Source organism: Streptomyces sp. Ru71 (assembly GCF_002920535.1).
GTDB lineage: Bacteria > Actinomycetota > Actinomycetes > Streptomycetales > Streptomycetaceae > Streptomyces.
Map to the genome: position 1 here is coordinate 12,810 of NZ_PQSS01000025.1, position 18,190 is coordinate 30,999.

The 18,190-nt window shown below is 72.4% G+C and carries 22 protein-coding genes; 10 read left to right on the forward strand and 12 right to left on the reverse strand.

What is annotated here, in order from left to right; all coding sequences use genetic code 11:
• Window positions 1-44 precede the first annotated feature (44 nt).
• Window positions 45-293 (forward strand): SCO4226 family nickel-binding protein, encoded by a 249-nt coding sequence (locus tag C3489_RS17160; RefSeq protein ID WP_103782711.1) that lies wholly within the window; start codon window positions 45-47, stop codon window positions 291-293.
• 11 nt (window positions 294-304) lie between these two features.
• Here the strand turns inward: C3489_RS17160 and C3489_RS17165 are convergent, their stop codons facing one another.
• On the reverse strand, window positions 305-625 hold the full coding sequence (locus C3489_RS17165; protein ID WP_103782712.1) for a GYD domain-containing protein: 321 nt from the start codon (window positions 623-625) through the stop codon (window positions 305-307).
• A 165-nt stretch (window positions 626-790) separates the two neighbouring features.
• Here C3489_RS17165 and C3489_RS17170 point away from each other — a divergent pair, with 165 nt between their 5' ends.
• Window positions 791-1,261 carry a hypothetical protein gene (locus C3489_RS17170; protein ID WP_103782713.1) on the forward strand — a complete coding sequence of 157 codons (471 nt, stop codon included), beginning with the start codon at window positions 791-793 and terminating at the stop codon, window positions 1,259-1,261.
• A 91-nt stretch (window positions 1,262-1,352) separates the two neighbouring features.
• Here C3489_RS17170 and C3489_RS17175 read toward each other — a convergent pair whose 3' ends face one another.
• Complete coding sequence (locus C3489_RS17175) at window positions 1,353-2,114, reverse strand: phosphoglyceromutase (RefSeq protein ID WP_103782714.1); 762 nt, start codon at window positions 2,112-2,114, stop codon at window positions 1,353-1,355.
• A 156-nt stretch (window positions 2,115-2,270) separates the two neighbouring features.
• Here C3489_RS17175 and C3489_RS17180 point away from each other — a divergent pair, with 156 nt between their 5' ends.
• A complete protein-coding gene (locus C3489_RS17180) occupies window positions 2,271-3,539 on the forward strand; it encodes an MFS transporter (protein WP_103782715.1) in 1,269 nt (422 codons plus the stop codon).
• Here the strand turns inward: C3489_RS17180 and C3489_RS17185 are convergent.
• The gene (locus C3489_RS17185) at window positions 3,514-3,984 is read right to left on the reverse strand and encodes a DUF2000 domain-containing protein (RefSeq protein ID WP_103782716.1); all 471 of its coding nucleotides are present in this window, start codon (window positions 3,982-3,984) and stop codon (window positions 3,514-3,516) included. The two genes, C3489_RS17180 and C3489_RS17185, sit on opposite strands and share 26 nt — an antisense overlap.
• Before the next feature lie 49 nt (window positions 3,985-4,033).
• Here C3489_RS17185 and C3489_RS17190 point away from each other — a divergent pair, with 49 nt between their 5' ends.
• The 3 genes from C3489_RS17190 to C3489_RS17200 all read left to right on the forward strand — a co-directional run bounded on the left by C3489_RS17190 (window position 4,034) and on the right by C3489_RS17200 (window position 6,141).
• Complete coding sequence (locus C3489_RS17190) at window positions 4,034-4,840, forward strand: AraC family transcriptional regulator (protein ID WP_103782717.1); 807 nt, start codon at window positions 4,034-4,036, stop codon at window positions 4,838-4,840.
• 28 nt (window positions 4,841-4,868) lie between these two features.
• Window positions 4,869-5,525: a class I SAM-dependent methyltransferase gene (locus C3489_RS17195; protein ID WP_103782718.1), complete on the forward strand. Its 657-nt coding sequence runs from the start codon at window positions 4,869-4,871 to the stop codon at window positions 5,523-5,525.
• A 97-nt stretch (window positions 5,526-5,622) separates the two neighbouring features.
• Window positions 5,623-6,141, forward strand: coding sequence for a hypothetical protein (locus tag C3489_RS17200; protein ID WP_258054738.1), 519 nt, complete (start codon window positions 5,623-5,625; stop codon window positions 6,139-6,141).
• Window position 6,142: 1 nt separating this feature from the next.
• On the opposite strand, the gene C3489_RS17205 is transcribed toward C3489_RS17200, so the two are convergent.
• Window positions 6,143-6,643, reverse strand: a complete 501-nt coding sequence (locus C3489_RS17205) for a YbjN domain-containing protein (RefSeq protein ID WP_103782783.1) — start codon at window positions 6,641-6,643, stop codon at window positions 6,143-6,145.
• Window positions 6,636-7,973, reverse strand: a complete 1,338-nt coding sequence (gene mshA / locus C3489_RS17210; RefSeq protein ID WP_103782719.1) for a D-inositol-3-phosphate glycosyltransferase — start codon at window positions 7,971-7,973, stop codon at window positions 6,636-6,638. Before mshA ends, C3489_RS17205 begins: the two co-directional genes overlap by 8 nt.
• 433 nt (window positions 7,974-8,406) lie before the next feature.
• On the opposite strand from mshA, the gene C3489_RS17215 reads away from it, so the two are divergent.
• From C3489_RS17215 to C3489_RS17225, 3 genes are all read left to right on the forward strand, one after another.
• Complete coding sequence (locus C3489_RS17215; RefSeq protein WP_103782720.1) at window positions 8,407-9,219, forward strand: SAM-dependent methyltransferase; 813 nt, start codon at window positions 8,407-8,409, stop codon at window positions 9,217-9,219.
• 209 nt (window positions 9,220-9,428) lie between these two features.
• Window positions 9,429-10,532: a C40 family peptidase gene (locus C3489_RS17220; RefSeq protein WP_103782721.1), complete on the forward strand. Its 1,104-nt coding sequence runs from the start codon at window positions 9,429-9,431 to the stop codon at window positions 10,530-10,532.
• A gap of 335 nt (window positions 10,533-10,867) precedes the next feature.
• The gene (locus C3489_RS17225) at window positions 10,868-12,190 is read left to right on the forward strand and encodes a PP2C family protein-serine/threonine phosphatase (protein ID WP_103782722.1); all 1,323 of its coding nucleotides are present in this window, start codon (window positions 10,868-10,870) and stop codon (window positions 12,188-12,190) included.
• Between the two features lie 28 nt (window positions 12,191-12,218).
• On the opposite strand, the gene C3489_RS17230 is transcribed toward C3489_RS17225, so the two are convergent.
• The 4 genes from C3489_RS17230 to C3489_RS17245 all read right to left on the reverse strand — a co-directional run bounded on the left by C3489_RS17230 (window position 12,219) and on the right by C3489_RS17245 (window position 14,296).
• A complete protein-coding gene (locus C3489_RS17230; RefSeq protein ID WP_374936750.1) occupies window positions 12,219-12,548 on the reverse strand; it encodes a DUF2516 family protein in 330 nt (109 codons plus the stop codon).
• A gap of 123 nt (window positions 12,549-12,671) precedes the next feature.
• Window positions 12,672-13,256: a hypothetical protein gene (locus C3489_RS17235; protein WP_103782723.1), complete on the reverse strand. Its 585-nt coding sequence runs from the start codon at window positions 13,254-13,256 to the stop codon at window positions 12,672-12,674.
• 78 nt (window positions 13,257-13,334) lie between these two features.
• Window positions 13,335-13,799, reverse strand: coding sequence for a helix-turn-helix domain-containing protein (locus tag C3489_RS17240; RefSeq protein WP_103782724.1), 465 nt, complete (start codon window positions 13,797-13,799; stop codon window positions 13,335-13,337).
• A gap of 152 nt (window positions 13,800-13,951) precedes the next feature.
• Window positions 13,952-14,296 carry a helix-turn-helix domain-containing protein gene (locus C3489_RS17245; RefSeq protein WP_103782725.1) on the reverse strand — a complete coding sequence of 115 codons (345 nt, stop codon included), beginning with the start codon at window positions 14,294-14,296 and terminating at the stop codon, window positions 13,952-13,954.
• 48 nt (window positions 14,297-14,344) lie between these two features.
• Here C3489_RS17245 and C3489_RS17250 point away from each other — a divergent pair, with 48 nt between their 5' ends.
• On the forward strand, window positions 14,345-15,250 hold the full coding sequence (locus tag C3489_RS17250) for an NAD(P)-dependent oxidoreductase (RefSeq protein WP_103782726.1): 906 nt from the start codon (window positions 14,345-14,347) through the stop codon (window positions 15,248-15,250).
• Here C3489_RS17250 and C3489_RS17255 read toward each other — a convergent pair.
• From C3489_RS17255 to C3489_RS17265, 3 genes are all read right to left on the reverse strand, one after another.
• Entirely contained in the window at window positions 15,216-16,349 is a 1,134-nt protein-coding gene (locus tag C3489_RS17255) for an aminoglycoside phosphotransferase family protein (protein WP_103782727.1), read from the reverse strand. The two genes, C3489_RS17250 and C3489_RS17255, sit on opposite strands and share 35 nt — an antisense overlap.
• Before the next feature lie 171 nt (window positions 16,350-16,520).
• Entirely contained in the window at window positions 16,521-17,252 is a 732-nt protein-coding gene (locus C3489_RS17260) for an HAD family hydrolase (RefSeq protein WP_258054744.1), read from the reverse strand.
• Window positions 17,249-18,124, reverse strand: a complete 876-nt coding sequence (locus C3489_RS17265; protein WP_103782729.1) for a GntR family transcriptional regulator — start codon at window positions 18,122-18,124, stop codon at window positions 17,249-17,251. Before C3489_RS17265 ends, C3489_RS17260 begins: the two co-directional genes overlap by 4 nt.
• Window positions 18,125-18,190: the final 66 nt, after the last annotated feature.

Consider the following 18,190-nt stretch of genomic DNA (forward strand, 5'->3'; position numbering starts at 1 on the left):
AAGACAGGGGCTTCGCGCACCCGACCAAGAAGGAGGTGCGGACCATGCCCAAGTTCATGGACGTCCACCACGGGATGAAGGGCATCACGGCGGACCAGCTGATGGAGGCGCACAACGCCGACCTCGCCATCGAGGGTGACGAGAGCGTCCACTTCGAGAAGGCCTGGGCGGATCCGGAGTCCGGCGAGGTCTTCTGCCTGTCCGAGGCCCCCTCGGCCGAAGCGGTCCAGCGCATCCACGAACGCGCGGGGCACAGGGCGGACGAGGTCCACCCGGTCCCGCTGTCGGTCTGAGCCCCCGGCCCCTACGCCCCGGGGGCGCGGAAGTCGACCTGCCGCCGGGTGGCCTGGTCGATCTCGTCGACGGAGAGCAGAGGAGTGGCCCGGGTCGTCAGCGCGCCGCTGGCCTTGACGGTGAGGCTGATCGCGGCCATGGACACCGGATCGGGGAGGTCGATGACGAGCACGAGGTCGTCCTCCCCGAAGGCGAAGTACATGGCCTCGACGCTCCCCCCGAGCCCGCCGACAACCCGCTCGACAGCCGCCCGCCGCCCACTGGCCCCTTCCTTCAGCAACCCCTTGGTGCCCTCGGGCGTGTAGGTGGCCTGAATGAGGAACTTCGGCATGGCCGCTCCCGGCTCGTCACTGGTCCGCCAACACCCAACGGCCTTCCCGGCCTCGCGCCCCCGCCACACACCACCGGCCCGAATTCACCCGCGAGGCCCGGCAGCCGGACCATGCGAGCGGCGAGGCCATGGCCATGCGGCCCGGGATGTGGTCGACTCGCCGGCGTGGACACCGTCTTGGCCGCCCTGGTGGCCGTCGCCGGCACACTGATCGGCTCACTGACCACGTATGTGTTCCAGCGACGTACGACCGAGCACGCGAACGCCGCCGCGAGGGAAGAACGTCGGCGGCAGGAGCGTCTGGCCGCCTGCAGCGGCTACGCCGTCGCCGTCACGGAACTCAAGCGCGGCGTCATCACCCTGTGGTTCCGCCGCAGGGCGTCCCCGCCCGACCAGGACGCCTGGATGACCGCGCAGATAGAAGCCGACAGACTGGGAGCCGCGGCCGAAGCCGCCGCCTTCCACCTCCACCTGGTGGCGGACGACCCGGCCCTCCGCCGGCTGATGAACGCGATCTCCGCCAAGATCGCCGCGCTGGACGAGGCGGAGGACCGGGACGCACTGCGCGGCATGGAAACCGAGTTCGAACAGGCTGTCCACGCGTTCCTGGACGAGGCCGCCCGGCGCATCCGCTGACCGACGGAAAGCCCCACTCGCCCCGGCCCGGGCCACGACCAAGCCCCCTGCCCCGCACCGTGTGCGCGGGGAGGGGGCGTGATCAGGGGAGCTACTTCTTCTTGCCCTGGTTCTTCACGGCCTCGATCGCTGCTGCCGCTGCCTCCGGGTCGAGGTACTTGCCGCCGGGGGTGACCGGCTTGAAGTCGGCGTCGAGCTCGTAGTACAGGGGGATGCCCGTCGGGATGTTCAGGCCCGCGATGTCGGCGTCGGAGATGCCGTCCAGGTGCTTGACCAGGGCGCGCAGGGAGTTGCCGTGGGCGGCGACCAGGACCGTGCGGCCGGTCAGGAGGTCGGGGACGATGCCGTCGTACCAGTAGGGGAGCATGCGGACGACGACGTCCTTGAGGCACTCGGTGTCCGGGCGCAGCTCCGGCGGGATCGTCGCGTAGCGGGCGTCGTGCGCCTGGGAGAACTCGGAGTCCTCCGACAGCGGCGGCGGCGGGGTGTCGTAGGAGCGGCGCCACAGCATGAACTGCTCCTCGCCGAACTCGGCGAGGGTCTGCGCCTTGTCCTTGCCCTGCAGGGCGCCGTAGTGGCGCTCGTTCAGGCGCCAGGTGCGGTGGACCGGGATCCAGTGGCGGTCCGCCGACTCCAGGGCGAGCTGGGCGGTGCGGATGGCGCGCTTCTGGAGGGAGGTGTGGACGACGTCGGGGAGCAGGCCGGCGTCCTTGAGCAGCTCACCGCCGCGCGTCGCCTCCTTCTCGCCCTTCGCGGTCAGGTTGACGTCCACCCAGCCGGTGAACAGGTTCTTCTCGTTCCACTCGCTCTCGCCGTGGCGGAGGAGGATCAGCTTGTACGGTGCGTCGGCCATAAGGATGAGCGTAATCGAAGGCCCCCGGGCGGCGACGCGGGCGCTCGCACCGCGGACGGTTGACGGGGTTTGTTAATCGAGTGGTCTCCCGCGCATCGGCTTTGTAAGTTGCGGTTACCTGTCGCGCCGCTTACATCCCTCGGGGGGACCTCCACCATGCCGTCCGCCGCACTGCCCAGTCTCAGACGTGCCGCCCGGGAGTCCGTCGCCGGCCTGCCCCGCGCCTTCTGGTGGCTGTGGACCAGCACCCTCGTCAACCGGCTCGGCGCCTTCGTGGCCACCTTCATGGCCCTCTACCTCACCCTCGACCGCGGCTACTCCGCCTCCTACGCCGGCCTGGTCGCCTCCCTGCACGGGCTGGGCGGGGTCGTCTCCTCCCTCGCGGGCGGGGTCATGGCCGACCGGCTCGGGCGGCGGCCCACCCTGCTGATCGCGCAGCTCGCCACCGCGGCCTCCGTCGCGCTGCTCGGGTTCATGACCGATCCGGTCGCCATCGCCGCCGTCGCCTTCCTGGTCGGCATGGCCTCCAACGCCTCCCGGCCCGCGGTGCAGGCGATGATGGCCGACATCGTGCCGCCCCAGGACCGGGTGCGGGCCTTCTCGCTCAACTACTGGGCGATCAACCTCGGCTTCGCCGTCTCCTCGATGGCCGCAGGCTTCATCGCCCAGGTCAGCTACCTCGCCGGGTTCCTCATCGAGGCCGGCATGACGCTGGTGTGCGCGATCGTCGTCTTCCTCAAGCTGCCCGAGTCGCGGCCGGTCCAGGTCGGCGGCGGCCCCAAGGAGCCCGACGTGGGCCTGGGGACCGTGCTGCGCGACGGGCGGTTCATGGGCGTCGTCGGGCTGTCCTTCCTCGTCGCGCTGATCTTCCAGCAGGGCTCGGTCGGGCTGCCCGTCGCCATGGGCGAGGCCGGGTTCACACCCGCCGACTACGGGCTGGCCATCGCGGTCAACGGCGTCCTCATCGTCGTCCTGCAGATCCCCGTGACCCGGTTCATCGAGCACCGGGACCCGCGCCGGCTGCTCGTCGTGTCCTCCGTGCTCGCCGGATACGGCTTCGGGCTCACCGCCTTCGCCGGGTCGGTCGGCGTCTTCGCGCTCACCGTCTGCGTGTGGACCCTCGCCGAGATCGTCAACGCGCCGACCCAGACCGGTCTCGTCGTACGGCTGTCGCCGGTGCACGGGCGCGGGCGCTACCAGGGCATGTACACCCTGTCGTGGTCCGTGGCCGCCCTGGTCGCGCCGCTGATGGCCGGTGCGGTCATCGACCGGTACGGGGCCGGGTGGCTGTGGGGGCTGACGGCGGTCGTGGGGACCGTGGCCGGTGCCGGGTACGCCCTGCTCATGCGGCGGCTGCCCGACGAGGAGCCCGCGCCGGAACCGGCACCCGCCGCCGAGGTCACGGGTGCATCCGCGCGCCCTTGAGCACCTTGTCCACCGCGTTGCGCGGGCCGTACACCGCCAGGCCCACCAGGTCGAGCTCCGCCGTCGGTACGGCGCGGACCGCCGCCCGGTTGTCGCGGTCGTTGCCCGTGGTGAACAGGTCCGACGTGAAGACGGCCCGGGGCAGCGCGCGGGTCAGCACGCGCGCGTGGGCCGCCGTCAGCGTCTCCTTCGTCCCCTCGAAGACCAGCACCGGCTGGCGGAACATCGGCAGGTAGTCCGTTCCGTCCGCGTCCTCGTACGGCTCCCCGATCACCTCGGGGAGCCGCGTGCCGAGGCCGCTGACCAGGAAGGCGGTGACGTTGAGGCGCTGCCAGGGCTCCAGGTCCTCGCGCAGCAGGATGGCGATCTTGGTGTCGAAGCGGATCGGTTCGATGCCTTGCGCTTCCGCCGCGTTGTTCATGCCTTGAGGTTCTGCGTCGTTCATGCCTTGAGACTGTCCCGCGGCGGACCATCCCGTCTTGTACGTTCTTTGCATGGCCGCGCAGCGTGAGGTGTCCGCCTGGCGGCCCCGCGTCCCCGGGGTCGTCGAGGTCTTCCACGCCCACTTCACCGAGTACGCCTACCCCATGCACGTGCACGCCGCGTGGACGCTGCTGATCGTCGACGACGGCGCCGTGCGCTACGACATCGAGCGGCACGAGCACGGCACCCTGCGCGACACGGTCTCCCTGCTGCCGCCGCACGTCGCGCACAACGGCGCCCCCGCCACCGCGCACGGCTTCCGCAAGCGCGTCCTCTACCTCGACTTCTCCCGGCTCGGCGAGGAGCTCATCGGCTCGGCCGCGGACTCACCCGACCTGCGCGATCCCCTGCTGCGGCGGCGGGTGGGGCAGGTGCACGCGGCGCTGGCCCGGCCCGGGGAGGAGCTGGAGGCCGAGAGCCGGCTGACCCTCGTCGCCGAACGGCTGCGCGACCACCTGCGGCCCCGGCCGGCAGCCGGGGCCGGGACCCGCCGCCCCGACCCCGCCCTCGCCCGCCGGCTGCGCGAACTGCTCGACGCGCGCGTGCCCGAGGGCATCACCCTGGAGGAGGCCGCGCGGGTGGTGCAGGCCCATCCCGCCCATCTGGTACGGGCGTTCAGCGGCGCCTACGGCATCGCGCCGCACCAGTACCTGACGTCGCGGCGGGTGGAGCGGGCCCGGCGGCTGCTGCTGGACGGGCAGCCGGCGAGCGCGGTCGCCACTGAGGCCGGGTTCTACGACCAAGCCCATCTCACGCGCCATTTCCGGAAGTTGGTGGGTGTGACTCCGGCCAAATACGCTACTTTGCGCCATGGTTGAATGCCGGACGCTTCCGTAGTCTGCGGTCATGGACTGGCATGCGTGGCACGACGCTTACGACATCCCCGACTCCTACCTCGGCCGGCGTCTCGCTCTCGTCCAGGAGCGGGTCCGGCACGCCCTCGACGTCGCACCGCCGGGTCCGCTCACGGCCGTCAGCCTCTGCGCGGGGCAGGGCCGGGACCTGATCGGCGTACTGGCCCGGCATCCGCGGCGGGGTGATGTGCGGGCGCGGCTGGTGGAGTTGGACGAGCGCAACGTGCGTTCCGCGCGCGCGGCGGCCGCGGCCGCCGGCCTGGACGGGGTCGACGTGGTGTGCGGCGACGCGGCGCTCACCGACCACTACACCGCCTACGCCCCGGCCGACCTGGTTCTGCTGTGCGGCGTCCTCGGCAACCTCACCGACAAGGACATCGAGCGCACCCTCGACCACTGCGCGCAGCTGTGCCGCAGCGGCGGCACGGTGGTGTGGACGCGGACCCGGCACCACGACACAAACGTGTGTGCGTGGCTGGAAAAGCGCGGCTTCGAACCGGTGTGGGTCTCGGGCCCGGAGATCCCGCACGGCGTCGGCGAGCACCGGTTCACCGGCGAGACGGGGACGCTGCCCGCGGGACAGCGGATGTTCACCTTCGTCGGTTATCCCATCCTGCACGGCAATCTGTTTCCGAGCACGGGGAGTTGAGGCCGGGAGCTGCGGCCGGCGTTGGGGCTGGGGTTGGGGCCGGGAAGATCTGCGGAAGGGGCCCTTCCGTACGTTTGTTCGGATAGCGTCCCGGGTCATGGACGAGACACAGGACACCCGTACTTCCTCCGCCCCCAGATCCCTGCGCGCCCGCCGTGTCACGACCGCCGTCGCCGGGGCTGCGGCCCTGGTCGCGCTCGCCGTCGGCGCCGCCCTCGCGGCCGACGGGGACGGCTCCACGACCCCGCCCACCCCCTCCTACAGCACCCCGGCCGACACGTCCGGGGGTGACACCGGCGGCGTGGCCGGGGGGTCCGGTGGGGGCGACTCCGGTGGTGTGGATGGCGGGTCCGTGAGTGGGTCCGAGGGCGTGGACGGCGGTGGCGACGGTGGGTCCGTGAGTGGGTCCGGCGGTGTCGTCGGTGGCGGCGACGGCGATCCCAGTCCGTCCACCCCGCCCAGCCCCTCGCCGTCGGCCCCGGTCGACCTGGCCGAGCTGAACCGGAAGATCGACGAACTGAACCAGAAGGTCGACCAGTTGCCGACGAAGAAGGACCTGGCCGACGCGCTGCGGGCGCTCGCGGACGAGCTCGACAAGCCCGCGAAGACCAAGTAGGTCAGTCCGGCCGCTGCGTGAGGTGGGTGAACGCGTCCAGGTTGCGCGTGGACTCGCCGCGGGCCGTCCGCCAGGCGTACTCCTTGCGTATCGCGGAGGCGAAGCCCAGCTCCAGCAGCGTGTTGAACGCCCCGTCGGCCGCCTCCAGGACCTGGCCCAGGAGGCGGTCGATCTCGTCGGGGGTCACCGAGGCGAGCGGGAGGCGGGCGGTGACGTACACGTCGCCGTGGCCGTCGACGGCGTAACTCACGCCGTACAGCTTGAGGTTGCGCTCCAGGAGCCAGCGGTGGACGCCGGCCTCGTTCTCGTCGGGGTGGCGGATGACGAAGGCGTTCAGGGACAGGGAGTGGCGGCCGACGATCAGTGAGACCGTCGTGGACAGCTTGTGGGTGCCGGGGAGCTTGACGACGAAGTGGCCCGGCTCGGGGCTCTCCCACTCCAGCTCGGCGTCCCGCAGTACGCCCTCGATGACGTCACCTGTCGGCTTCTCTACCTCACCCATGGTGCGAGCGTACGCGACGGCGGTGGGCATGCAGCGCGGCCGTGTACACGTCGGCGGTGGCGGCGGCCGCGGTGTCCCAGCCGAAGGACTGGGCGTGCCGGGCGGCGGCTCCGCCGAGGCGGGCGGTGAGCTGCGGGTCGTCGGCGAAACGGCCCAGCACGCGCGCGTACGCCTTCGGGTCGTGCCCCTGCACCAGGAAGCCGGTCTCGCCGTCGCGCACCGCGACCGGCAGGCCGCCGACGGACGCGGCGAGCACCGGGGTGCCGGTGGCCTGTGCCTCTATGGCGACCAGGCCGAAGGACTCGCTGTAGGAGGGGACGACGAGGACGGACGCGGCCCGGAACCAGTCGGCGAGCTGCTCCTGGCCGACGGGCGGGCGGAACCGTACGACGTCGGCGATGCCGAGCCGGGCGGCGAGCTTCTGCAGGCCCTCCGGCTTGGCGAGGCCGCTGCCGCTGGGGCCGCCCACGACGGGTACGAGGGTGCGGGCGCGTAGCTCCGGGCGCTCGTCGAGGAGGGCGGCGACCGCGCGCAGCAGGATGTCGGGGGCCTTCAGGGGCTGGATGCGGCCCGCGAAGAGCGGGATCAGGGCGTCCTGGGGCAGGCCCAGGCGGGCTCGGGCCGCCGCCCGGCCGTCGGCGGGGCGGAAGCGGCCGAGGTTGACGCCGGGGTGGACGACGGCGACCTTGCCGGGGTCGGCGGCGTAGTGGTGGACCAGCTCGTCGGCCTCCTCGGAGGTGTTGGCGATGAGCCGGTCGGCGGCGGCGACGATCTGGGTCTCGCCGATCACTCGGGCGGCGGGCTCGGGGGTGTCGCCGTCGGCGAGGTTGGCATTCTTGACCTTGGCCATGGTGTGCATGGCGTGCACCAGGGGGACGCCCCAGCGCTGGGCTGCCAGCCAGCCGACGTGGCCGGAGAGCCAGTAGTGGGAGTGGACGAGGTCGTAGTAGCCGGGGCGGTGGCCGGCCCACGCCTGCATGACGCCGTGCGTGAAGGCGCACAGCTGGGCGGGGAGGTCCTCCTTGGCGAGGCCCTCGTAGGGGCCGGCGTCGATGTGCCGCACGAGGACGCCGGGGGCGAGCTGCACGGTGGGGTCGAGGCCGCCTGCGGTGGCCCTCGTGAAGATCTCCACGTCGATGTTGATCGCGGCGAGGCGCTGCGCGAGCTCGACGATGTAGACGTTCATGCCGCCGGCGTCGCCGGTGCCGGGCTGGTGGAGCGGGGAGGTGTGCACGGAGAGCATGGCCACGCGGCGGGGCCTGCGGTGCAGTCTCAGCCGTGCGGCGGGGGACGGGGAGCGGCGCCCGAGCCTGCTGACGTAGTGGCTCACGTGGCGGTCCTCCTTGCTGCGGGCACGGTTCTCCGACAGGGGGAACGTTGGGGGGCGGGTTCCCATTCCTGCGGGGGTGATTTTGCCTGGGGGGGTGGGGTGCGTTTTTGTCTGCGGGTGTCGTCGTGGTTGCTCGCGCAGTTCCCCGCGCCCCTTGAATGCCTGCGGCGGCCCGTCGCTGTCGCGTCGTGGCTGGTGTAGCGCCTCCGGCCGGCGGGTGGGTCGGGGCCGGGGTGGGGGGTATCCCACTCCGTAGCTGCGGGCAGTCGTGCCGCTTGGGCGGCACGGGTGGGCGCTGGGGGTCCCCCCCTGCTCGAAGAGCTTGGGGGAGGCACCCCGTCGCGCCGGGCTGCGCAAACCCACCCCCGGCCCACCGCAGTACCGAGGACCTGCTGGCGCACCCCGTAGCAACCCCGGCGCATACCCTCTACCCATGAGTTCCCGTGCTTCGAGTCGCCCCGTGGGGACCGTTACGCGTGGGACCACCAATCCGAACCGGCTGCGGCGTATGGACCGGTGGATCGCGGCCGTGCACGGCGCCGCGCTGCGACGGGTCGCGGAGCCCGTGGCCGTCGATCTGGGCTACGGGGCCGCGCCCTGGACCGCCGTGGAGTTGCTGACGCGGCTGCGGACCGTCGCGCCACGCGTGCGTGTCGTCGGGGTGGAGATCGAGCCGGCCCGGGTCGCGGCGGCGCTGCCCTACGAGCGGGAGGGGCTGGTCTTCCGGCACGGCGGGTTCGAGGTGCCGGTGCCGGGGCGGCCGGCGCTGATCCGGGCGGCCAATGTGCTGCGCCAGTACGACGAGGACGAGGTCGCCGCGGTGTGGGAGCGGCTGTGCGCGCGGCTCGCTCCGGCCGGAGGCGGATTCGGGGGCGGGCTGCTGGTGGAGGGCACGTGTGACGAGATCGGGCGCCGGCACGTGTGGGTGGCGCTCGGGCCCGAGGGGCCGCGCACGGTGACCTTCGCGACCCGGCTCGGGTCGCTTGAGCGGCCGTCGGATCTCGCGGAGCGGCTGCCGAAGGCCCTCATCCACCGCAACGTTCCCGGTGAACCGGTGCACGCGTTCCTGCGGGACTTCGACCGCGCCTGGGCGGCCGCCGCGCCCTATGCCTCGTACGGCGCCCGGCAGCGGTGGATGCGCGCGGTGCGGGATGTCGCGGCCGGCTGGCCGGTCGTGGACGGGCCGAAGCGGTGGCGGCAGGGGGAAGTCACCGTGGCCTGGGAGGCGTTGGCGCCGCGTCGCTGAACTGGGCCGCACCGGCCCGGATCGCCGGATCGGGTGATCTGGGTGCCGGGTGGAACGATCTTCGGGGGTCGTTCGTCGAACGGGCGGGGTGATCGTCGCGTCCGGCCGGGGGGTCGAGGCACTGCCTCTGTCGCTTTTCGCGCGGACATGGCACGATCCCTCCGGCACCGGTAAGTTACTGACGGTAAATCAGTTTTGGGGGATGAGGTATGGCAGCGGGCAAGCGCAGCCTGATCACGGCGGCAGTGACCGTGGTCTGCGCCGTCACCGTGCTGGCGGCACCGGGTACGGCCTTCGCGAGCCCCTCGCCCACCCCGTCCCCGGCGGCCTCCGCACCCGCCACCCCGGCTCCCGGCGCCTCGCGGGCCCCGCAGCCCAGCAAGGACCTGGAAGAGGTCCGGCAGCGGCTTGAGAAGCTCTACCACGAGGCGGCCGTCGCCACCGACGCCTACAACGCCGCCGAGGAGCAGTCCAAGCAGCAGTCGGCGCAGATCGTCGCGCTGGCCAAGAAGATCGTCGAAGGGCAGCGGCGCCTCGACCAGTTGAAGGACAGGGCCGGGGCCGCCGCCCGCGCCCAGTACCGCACGGGCGGCCTGCCGCCCGAGGCCCAGCTGGTGCTCAGCGACGACCCACAGCAGTTCCTCGACGGCACCGGCCGCCTCCTGCAGGGCCAGCGGGCCACCAAGGGCATGCTCGGGGAAATGGCCCGCACCCAGGAGGACTTGAAGCAGTACGCCGCGGACGCCTCGGAACGCTGGCGGCAGCTGGAGGCCAACCGCAAGGCCAAGGAGGCGGCCAAGCAGAAGATCACCCAGCAGATCTCCGCGGCCGAGAAGCTGGAGTCCCAGCTGGAGGCGAAGGAGAAGGCACGCCTGGCCGAGCTGGAGCGGCAGGCCGCGCTCAAGGCGCAGACCGCCTGGCTGGACACCGGGATACTCAAGGACGTCAGGGCCGCTTCGAGCGGCCAGGGCAAGCAGGCGGTCGCCTTCGCCACGGCCCAGATCGGCAAGCCGTACGAGTGGGGTGCCGAGGGCCCGAAGACCTTCGACTGCTCGGGGCTGACCTCGCAGGCCTGGGCGCACGCCGGCCGGCCCATCCCGCGCACCTCCCAGGAGCAGTGGCGGCAGCTGCGGCACGTCGACGTCAAGGACATGCGGCCGGGCGACCTGATCATCTACTTCGGCGACGCCAGCCATGTCGGGATGTACGTCGGCGACGGCGCGATCGTCCACGCCCCGCGCCCCGGGCGCACGGTGACGCTCGCCGGGGCGGGCACGATGCCGATCCTGGGCGTCGTCCGCCCCGACGCGTGAGCGGCACGGGCGGCTCCGGCGGGCCGGCCGAGGCCCCTGTAGCGCCCGTCACGTGACCCCGGGCACGCGCCCCAACACCCCTGTAACCCCGGTCACGTGACCCACCGCACGTCGATCACAGGGCCAAACTCCACGCCGACGTGACGTTCGTCATCCCCGCGGCGCACCCCGCCTGTCCAACTGCGGTACGGAACGCGGCATATGACGGTGGCCTCCTGCCGGGCGACGTGTCTCACACCATTCCTTTACCGCGCTCCCACCCGCTATGGTCCCCGTCGGTGGATCGAGGACCCTCGCCCACCATGCCCTCGGGGGGAGGGAAGGAACCCAAGACAATGCCCGTACCCGTACCGCGGCCCAGGGCGATCCCGGCCGTGGAGAGTGGTCAGGCGCCGGCCGCCCACCGAGGTGGCCCCTCCAAGGAAGAGACCCCGCGCAAGGAAGCCACGGTCGTCGACAACGCCGCCACCACCCACCACAACCTCACACTGCTGCTGATCCAGGACGATCCCGGCGGCTCGCCGATCGTGCCCGATCTGCTGGACTCGGCCGGCAAGCCGATCCGGGTGCGCACCGCCCGCAACCTCACCGAGGCCGAGCGGCTGCTCACCGACGACGTCCACTGCATCCTGCTGGACCTCGCCCTGCCGGCGCCCGGCCGGCCCGCCGACGCCGACGGTGACCACGACGAGCTCGCCGTGCTCAAGCACGTGCTGCAGCTCGCCCCCCGGCACGCCGTGCTCGCGCTGACCGCCTCCAGCGACGCCGAGCGCGGCGCCGAGGCCGTGCGGGTGGGCGCGCAGGACTACCTGTTCCGCGACGAGCTGGACGGACGGCTGCTGAGCCGCGCGATCCGCTACGCCGTCGAGCGCAAGCGTTCCGACACGGCCGAGCGCAAGCTCGCCGAGGGCCGGCTGCGCGCCCAGGAGAACCGCCGGCTGGAGCGGGGCCTGCTGCCCACGCCGCTGCTGGACGGCTCCTCGCTGCGCTTCGCCGCCCGCTACCGCCCCGGCCGCTCGCGCGCGCTGCTCGGCGGTGACTTCTACGACACCGTCCGCACCCCGGACGGCACGGTGCACGCCATGATCGGCGACGTCTGCGGGCACGGCCCGGACGAGGCGGCGCTCGGCGTGGAGCTGCGCATCGCCTGGCGCGCGCTGACGCTGGCGGGTCTGTGCGGCGACGAGCTGCTCGGCACGCTGCAGCAGGTCCTGGAGCACGAGCGCGGCGACGACGAGATCTTCGCGACGCTGTGCACGGTGGACATCGCGCCGGACGGCCGCCGCGCCGGCCTGTGCCTGGCCGGCCACCCGTCCCCGCTGCTGCTGCGCCCCGGCTCCCGGCCCCGGCTGCTGCCGTACGACAACAACGGCCCCGCGCTCGGTCTGCTGCCGGGTGCGCGCTGGCCGCGGATGCAGGTGGACCTGGGCTCCGAGTGGAGCCTGATGCTCTACACCGACGGGCTGATCGAGGGCCGCGTCGGCGAGGGCCGCGAGCGGCTCGGCCAGGACGGCATGGTGGACATGGTCGCCCGTCGTTACACCGCGGGCCTGCGCGGCGAGAGCCTGATCCAGGCCGCGGTCACCGAGGCCCGCGAGCTGAACGGCGGCGAGCTGACGGACGACGTGGCCGTGGTCCTGCTGGACCGCCTGCCCTGAGCCGCCCGCCCCGCCGCCGCCGGTGGGGCTACCGTCCGCCGTTCCACGGGCCGTAGGGGCCGTCGCTGCTGGAGCCGCGGCCCCGGCGGCGGTGGCCCTGGACCTGGGCCAGGGCGGGGCGTACGTCCACGAAGAAGACGATGGACGCGACCAGGCCCGCGAGCTGCAGGAAGAGCATCGGCACCAGCAGGTTCACCGCCACGGCGACGCCGAGGATGATCAGCCAGAAGCCCTTGTTCTGCTTGTCGGCGGCGCGGTAGGCGTCCTCACGGAAGATCGCGGCCATCACGAAGGCCACCACGGCCATCGCCAGCATCGCGAGGTACAGCAGCCACATGAACCCCGCGAACCCCTGCATCAGCACAACGTCCACCACCCGACTCGGCTCATCGATACGCGGTCACCGTACCCGTAGAACGGGCCGGACACCCCAAGGGTGCCCGGCCCGCCGAAGTACCGCCCGTGCGGTCCCCGGTTCCGCTTACTCCGCGGCCGGGGCCGTCTTCTTCGCGGCGGTGGTCTTCTTCGCCGGGGCCTTGCGGGCCGCCGGCGCCTTCTTCTCGGCCGGCTCCTCGGCCGGCGCGGCCTCGCCCGGCGCCGGCTTGGTCTCGGAGCCCGGCTCGACGGCCACCGCGAGGTCCTCGATCTCCTCGGCGGCCTGGCCGCGCCAGGTCTTCACGGCCTGCTCGCCGTGCTCGGCGACCTTCTCGTAGGCCTCCCGGGCCTTCACGGCGTACTCGGCGGCCACGCCGACGCCGCGCAGCGCGAGGTCCTGGGCGGACTCGCCGAGCTTCTTCAGGTCCCCGTCGAGGGCGCCGATGAGCTCGGTGACCTTGGTCTGGAGGGTCTCCTGCGTCTCCTTGACGCGTGCGGCGGCCCGCTCCTGCACGGCCTTGGGGTCGGTGTTGCGGACGGCCTCGAAGCGGGCCGGCGCCTCCGTGCGCAGCTGCTCGACCAGGGCCGGCACCTTCTTGGCCTGCTGGAACGCCAGGTCGGCGGTGCCGGCGGCGAAGTAGAGCGGAGTCGGGTCGCTGAGGGTCTTGCGCAGGTCGTCGGTGATGGCCATGGTGAGGGTCCTCCCGGATTTCGTTCGGATGAGGGTCTGTGTGGTCCGCAGCCGGCGGCCGGGTGTTCCCTGGTCCGGTCAACCGGCCGTCTGCTGCGGTCCCGCGTCGCTTCCGCCGACCGTGCGGGGGTCGTGTACGGGGGCGTCGCCTGTGCCGGCCTGCTCGGTGCCGTCCGTGTTCCCGGTGCCGTTCCCGAAGCCGTTCTCCTTGCGGAACGACTCGTAGATCTGCAGCAGCACCTGCTTCTGCTTCTCGTTGAGCGACGGGTCGGCGAGGATGACGGCGCGCGTCTCCACCTCGTCCCGGTCCCGTTCCGCGTCGAGGATGCCGGCGCGCACGTACAGCGTCTCGGCGGAGATCCGCAGGGCCTTTGCGACCTGCTGGAGCACCTCCGCGCTGGGCTTGCGCAGCCCGCGCTCGATCTGGCTCAGGTACGGATTGGACACCCCGGCGGCCTCCGCGAGCTGCCTGAGCGACAGCTGGGCGTTGCGCCGCTGCTCGCGCAGGTAGTCACCGAGATTGCCGACGTTGAGCGATGCCATGCCTCCACCATGCCGGACCGCGCTAACTATTGCAAGCATCCTGCTTGCAGGAGTGCAGCAGCGTGTCGGAACCGCCTTCGCCGTGCGCACATACCCACTTTTTTGTGGGTACTTGGCAGCGCCGCCCGCTCCCCCGAGGCTTGGACACGTGATCAGCGGGCCTCCGCTAGCCGGTCCAGACGGCGGTGGCCCCAGTTCGAGAGGGGGGTCAGCGCCTCGGCCAGGTCGCGGCCGGAGGCGGTCAGGGAGTACTCGGTCTTCGGCGGCAGGACGTCGTAGACCTCGCGGTGGACGAGGCCGTCCTCCTCCATCTCGCGCAGCGCCTGGGTCAGCACCTTCTCGGTCAGGCCCGGCAGCCGGCGCCGCAGCTCTCCGGGGCGGTGCGGGCCGGACTCCAGCAGCCACAGCAGCGACGACTTCCACTTGCCGTCGATCACGGCGAGCGCGGCGTTCACTCCGCAGGTCTCCCGGTCCGGCGCGGTCCGCTTGCTGGTCATTCATCCACCTTTGTCATGAAACGCCATCGCTCATCAGGGAGTTGAGCCATGTCCACCCCCACCCACAACCACCGCAACCACCCGCCGGCTTCCGTCACCGTCCTCGGACTCGGGCCGATGGGCCGGGCGCTCGCCGGCGCCTTCCTGGACGCGGGCCTCACCACCACCGTCTTCAACCGCACCCCCGGCCGCGACGCCGACCTGCTCGCCCGCGGGGCGCACAGCGCCGCGAGCGCACGCGAGGCGGTGGCGGCGAGCGCGCTGACCGTCGTCTGCGTGGTGAACTACGACGCCTCCGACGCGCTCCTGCGCGACGAGGAGGTCACCGCCGCCCTCAAGGGCCGCACCGTGGTGAACCTCTCCGCCGACACCCCGGCGCGGGCCCGGGACACCGCCGACTGGGCCGAGCGGCACGGCATCCGCTACCTGGACGGGGCGATCATGACGCCGGCGCCGAGCATCGGCACCCCGGACGCGGTGTTCCTGCACAGCGGGCCGTCGGCGGTCTACGAGGAGCACCGGCCGGTGCTGGCGGCGCTCGGCGGCACCCACACCCACCTCGGCGAGGACCCGGGCCGGGCCGCCGCCTTCGACGTCGCGCTGCTGGACGTGTTCTGGACGGCGATGGCGGGCTACGCGCACGCCCTCGCCGTGGCCCGGGCGGAGGGCATCACCGGCCGCGAGCTGGCCCCCTTCGCGCAGGGCATCGCGGCGATCCTGCCGCCGCTGTTCGAGGAGTTCGCCCAGAACGCGGACGACGGCACCTACTCGGGCGAGATCAACCCGATCACCTCGGCCGCCTCCACGATGGCGCACGTGGTGCACGCCTCCGAGGAGCACGGCATCGACGCGAGCGTGATGCGGGCGATCGAGGGCCAGGCCCGGCGCGTCATCGGCCTGGGCCACGGCGGCGACGGCTTCATCCGCGTGGCCGAGCTGCTGTCGCGGCGGTAGCCGCGCCCGGCGCGGTGTCCGCCTCCCGCCGGGACCAGCGGGTGAGGGCGGCCGCGATCCGCGCCGTTCCCGGGACCGTGTCCAGGCCCAGCGGGGCGGCGGCGGCCACGAGGACACCCCGCAGCCGGAGCGCGCCGTGCACGACCCGGCGCCAGTGGGCCGGCTCCCCGGGGCCCGGGAGGGTCAGGGCCACCCGGATGACGTCCGTGAAGACGGACTGGGCCCTCTTGAAGTCGATGAGCGGGCCCAGGTCCCGCTGCCAGCCGCGCGAGCTGCCGGGACGCTCCCGCTCGACCGCCGCCGCCCAGCCGGCCGCGAGCCGGCTCGCCTGCCGTGCCGGGTAGCGCATGAGGTACAGGTGCGTCGCCAGGTCGTAGAGCGGATCGCCGACCAGGGCCAGTTCCCAGTCGATGGTCCACAGGCGGCCGGTGCGGTCGGCCACGAAGTTCTCGCGGTGCAGATCGGCGTGCAGCAGGCAGAACGGGCGCTGCCCGAGCCCGAGGACGTGCTTGCGCAGCCGCTCGAAGGACTCCTCGTCCAGGCCGAGTTCGGTGAACAGGGCGCCGAACCGGTCGAGATTGCGCCGGTGGACGCGTTCCTCGGCGAAGCGGACCAGCCGCTCAAGGAAGCCGTCGCTGTCCCCGTTCTCGGGCCGGTCGGCGGCCCGGCAGCGGCGCTTGACCGTGAGCGTCTCCGGGGTCACCACGACCAGCTGGCGGAAGAGGTCGACGATCTGGTCGGTGAGGTGGTCCGGGACCCGCGTGCCGGACGGGTGCAGGGCGCCCAGCGTCTCGCCCTCCACGAAGCGCTGCAGGCGGAAGCCGTCGACCTCGATGATCTCCGGGACGCTCGTGATCCGGCCGTGCAGTGCCGTCACCAGCTGGTCCTCGGAGGCGAAGCACCGCCGGTCGAACCAGAGCAGGCCGGCGCGCGGCTCCCGGCACTTCCAGCGCACCGTCGGCCCGCGGTCGGGACCGGCGGCCAGCGGGAAGACGTAGGTCTCGTGGTGGTGTCCCTGGAGCGGCCCCATGACCAGGTCCCCGGCACCGCTCATCTCGGCCGCGCGCCGCCACGCGGGGGAAACAGCTTCCGGGGCCATCACCCGTTTTCTTTCGCCGTGAACGCCTTCCGGGGGTGCGGAAGTGGCCATACGGTACTCCGCCGGCGGGCCCGTCCGGCGCAGGACGGCGTTCCGCCGCGAACGAGGCTCCCTCCGGGCGACGACCGGGCGCTCACCTGTACGAACCGTCCCTGTCCGCGCGGTCCCGGCTCACCCCTGGAGCGCCCGCAGCAGCGGTTCCAGGGACCGGGTGACGTGGGTGGCGCCGGCCGACATGAGCAGGGCGGCCTTGCGGGGGGCGCGGGCGTAGCCGAGGAAGGGCACGCCGGCCTGGGCGGCGGCGTGGTGGTCGGAGGGGGAGTCGCCGATCATCAGGGCGTCGGCGGGGTCGCAGCCCATGGCGATAAGGGCCCGGTTGAGGCAGTGCGGGTGGGGTTTGAGCAGGTGCAGGTCCTGGGTGCGGCCGTAGACGTGCGGGGTGAAGCAGGGCAGCAGACCGCGGCCGGTGAGGTAGGTGCCGACGACGCGTGGGGAGTTGTTGGTGGTGATGGCCATCCGTGCGCCCACCGCCGTCCAGGTGCGTACGAGGGGGTCGGCCCAGGGGGTCGGCATCGCCGAGGAGGCGGCGTGCAGTTCCTCCTTGGTGAGACGTTCCTCCAGTTCGGCGACCAGGTCGCTGCGGGGGTGGCGGCGGTCCACCGCGCGCAGCACGGCGTGCGGGTCGAGCGACTCGCGCTCGCCGTCGGTGAGCAGCCCGTGCAGGCCCTGGCCCTCCAGCCACCGCACCATGTCGTCCGCGACCTTCTCCGCGGGGTGGGAGGCGAACAGCCGGCAGATGGGTCCGTCGAAGTCCCAGAGCACCACGCGTGCCCGGGCGATCAGTTCGGGCAGCGACCGTGTCTCGTCCGTCGCCGCTCTCGTCCGCGTCGTATCAGGAGTCACGAGGAGAGTGTCAGGTCCGTGGTGATGGTTTCCCAGAGGGCGTCGAACCACTTCTGGGATTCGGCCACGAACGCCGCGTCCCTTCTGCTGCTGCGGCTCTCGAAGGAGAACAGCAGGGACTTCGAGCCCAGCGCGTCGTACATGTCCAGCATCTGGCCCACGTACTCCTCCTCGCGCCGGGTGAGGACGTAGTAGCCCATCAGCGCCTCCTGCGCGTTGAGCAGGTACAGCTTGACCGGCGGGGTGAAGGTCAGCGCGCGGAAGGTGACGCGGACGTCGATGCCGTGGGTGGCGCGCAGGGCGGACAGGTTGTGCTGGAGCACCTGGCCCTGGGCGTTGCGCATCGCCAGCCAGCGCTCGTGCACGGAGTCGTCGTCGCCCTCGACCGCGACGGGGAAGGCGAGGTTGATGTTCCGGGAGGGCAGCAGGACGCGGACGTCGACCGACTGCGGGCGGATGCGGCCCTCGTGGATCAGGCGCAGCGGCTCGGCGAGGGCGAGCATGAAGGTCTCGGCGGTGTGGGAGACCACGTCGATACGGACCCGGGGTGCGGTGAAGGCCTCGACCAGCCGGGGTGCCAGGGCGACCATCGTCGGCTGGGGTTCCTCCAGGGCCGCGGGTGGTTCGGCGATCCGTGGCGGGCTGCCCTTGCTGACGTTGGTCAGCAGCCCGTCCTCCTGGAGGGCGCGCAGGGCCTGGCGCACGGCGCCGCGCTCCACGCCGAACTCCTCCGCCAGCTCGGCCTGGGTGGGCAGGCGGTCGCCCGCCTTGAGGTCGCCGCCGCGGATGCGTTCGCGCAGGGTGTCGGCGATCTGCTGGGGCGTGAACCGTCGGCTGCCGTTCACTGCCACGTTCTCCTGGGTCACGACCAAACGCTACAACTCCAATCCATCTAGAGGGAGTTGTTTGTGACTTGTTTATTGGTCATGACCAAGCGG

Bases quoted from the DNA above. Each gene is read 5' to 3' on its own strand.
- C3489_RS17180 (WP_103782715.1), top strand. From the start codon at position 2,271: ATGCCGTCCGCCGCACTGCCCAGTCTCAGACGTGCCGCCCGGGAGTCC.
- C3489_RS17165 (WP_103782712.1), bottom strand. From the start codon at position 625: ATGCCGAAGTTCCTCATTCAGGCCACCTACACGCCCGAGGGCACCAAG.
- C3489_RS17240 (WP_103782724.1), bottom strand. From the start codon at position 13,799: ATGGCATCGCTCAACGTCGGCAATCTCGGTGACTACCTGCGCGAGCAG.
- C3489_RS17175 (WP_103782714.1), bottom strand. From the start codon at position 2,114: ATGGCCGACGCACCGTACAAGCTGATCCTCCTCCGCCACGGCGAGAGC.
- C3489_RS17255 (WP_103782727.1), bottom strand. From the start codon at position 16,349: ATGGCCCCGGAAGCTGTTTCCCCCGCGTGGCGGCGCGCGGCCGAGATG.
- C3489_RS17220 (WP_103782721.1), top strand. From the start codon at position 9,429: ATGGCAGCGGGCAAGCGCAGCCTGATCACGGCGGCAGTGACCGTGGTC.
- C3489_RS17195 (WP_103782718.1), top strand. From the start codon at position 4,869: ATGGACTGGCATGCGTGGCACGACGCTTACGACATCCCCGACTCCTAC.
- C3489_RS17235 (WP_103782723.1), bottom strand. From the start codon at position 13,256: ATGGCCATCACCGACGACCTGCGCAAGACCCTCAGCGACCCGACTCCG.
- C3489_RS17245 (WP_103782725.1), bottom strand. From the start codon at position 14,296: ATGACCAGCAAGCGGACCGCGCCGGACCGGGAGACCTGCGGAGTGAAC.
- C3489_RS17215 (WP_103782720.1), top strand. From the start codon at position 8,407: ATGAGTTCCCGTGCTTCGAGTCGCCCCGTGGGGACCGTTACGCGTGGG.
- C3489_RS17250 (WP_103782726.1), top strand. From the start codon at position 14,345: ATGTCCACCCCCACCCACAACCACCGCAACCACCCGCCGGCTTCCGTC.
- C3489_RS17225 (WP_103782722.1), top strand. From the start codon at position 10,868: ATGCCCGTACCCGTACCGCGGCCCAGGGCGATCCCGGCCGTGGAGAGT.
- C3489_RS17185 (WP_103782716.1), bottom strand. From the start codon at position 3,984: ATGAACGACGCAGAACCTCAAGGCATGAACAACGCGGCGGAAGCGCAA.
- C3489_RS17160 (WP_103782711.1), top strand. From the start codon at position 45: ATGCCCAAGTTCATGGACGTCCACCACGGGATGAAGGGCATCACGGCG.
- C3489_RS17190 (WP_103782717.1), top strand. From the start codon at position 4,034: ATGGCCGCGCAGCGTGAGGTGTCCGCCTGGCGGCCCCGCGTCCCCGGG.
- C3489_RS17230 (WP_374936750.1), bottom strand. From the start codon at position 12,548: ATGCAGGGGTTCGCGGGGTTCATGTGGCTGCTGTACCTCGCGATGCTG.
- C3489_RS17205 (WP_103782783.1), bottom strand. From the start codon at position 6,643: ATGGGTGAGGTAGAGAAGCCGACAGGTGACGTCATCGAGGGCGTACTG.
- C3489_RS17200 (WP_258054738.1), top strand. From the start codon at position 5,623: ATGGACGAGACACAGGACACCCGTACTTCCTCCGCCCCCAGATCCCTG.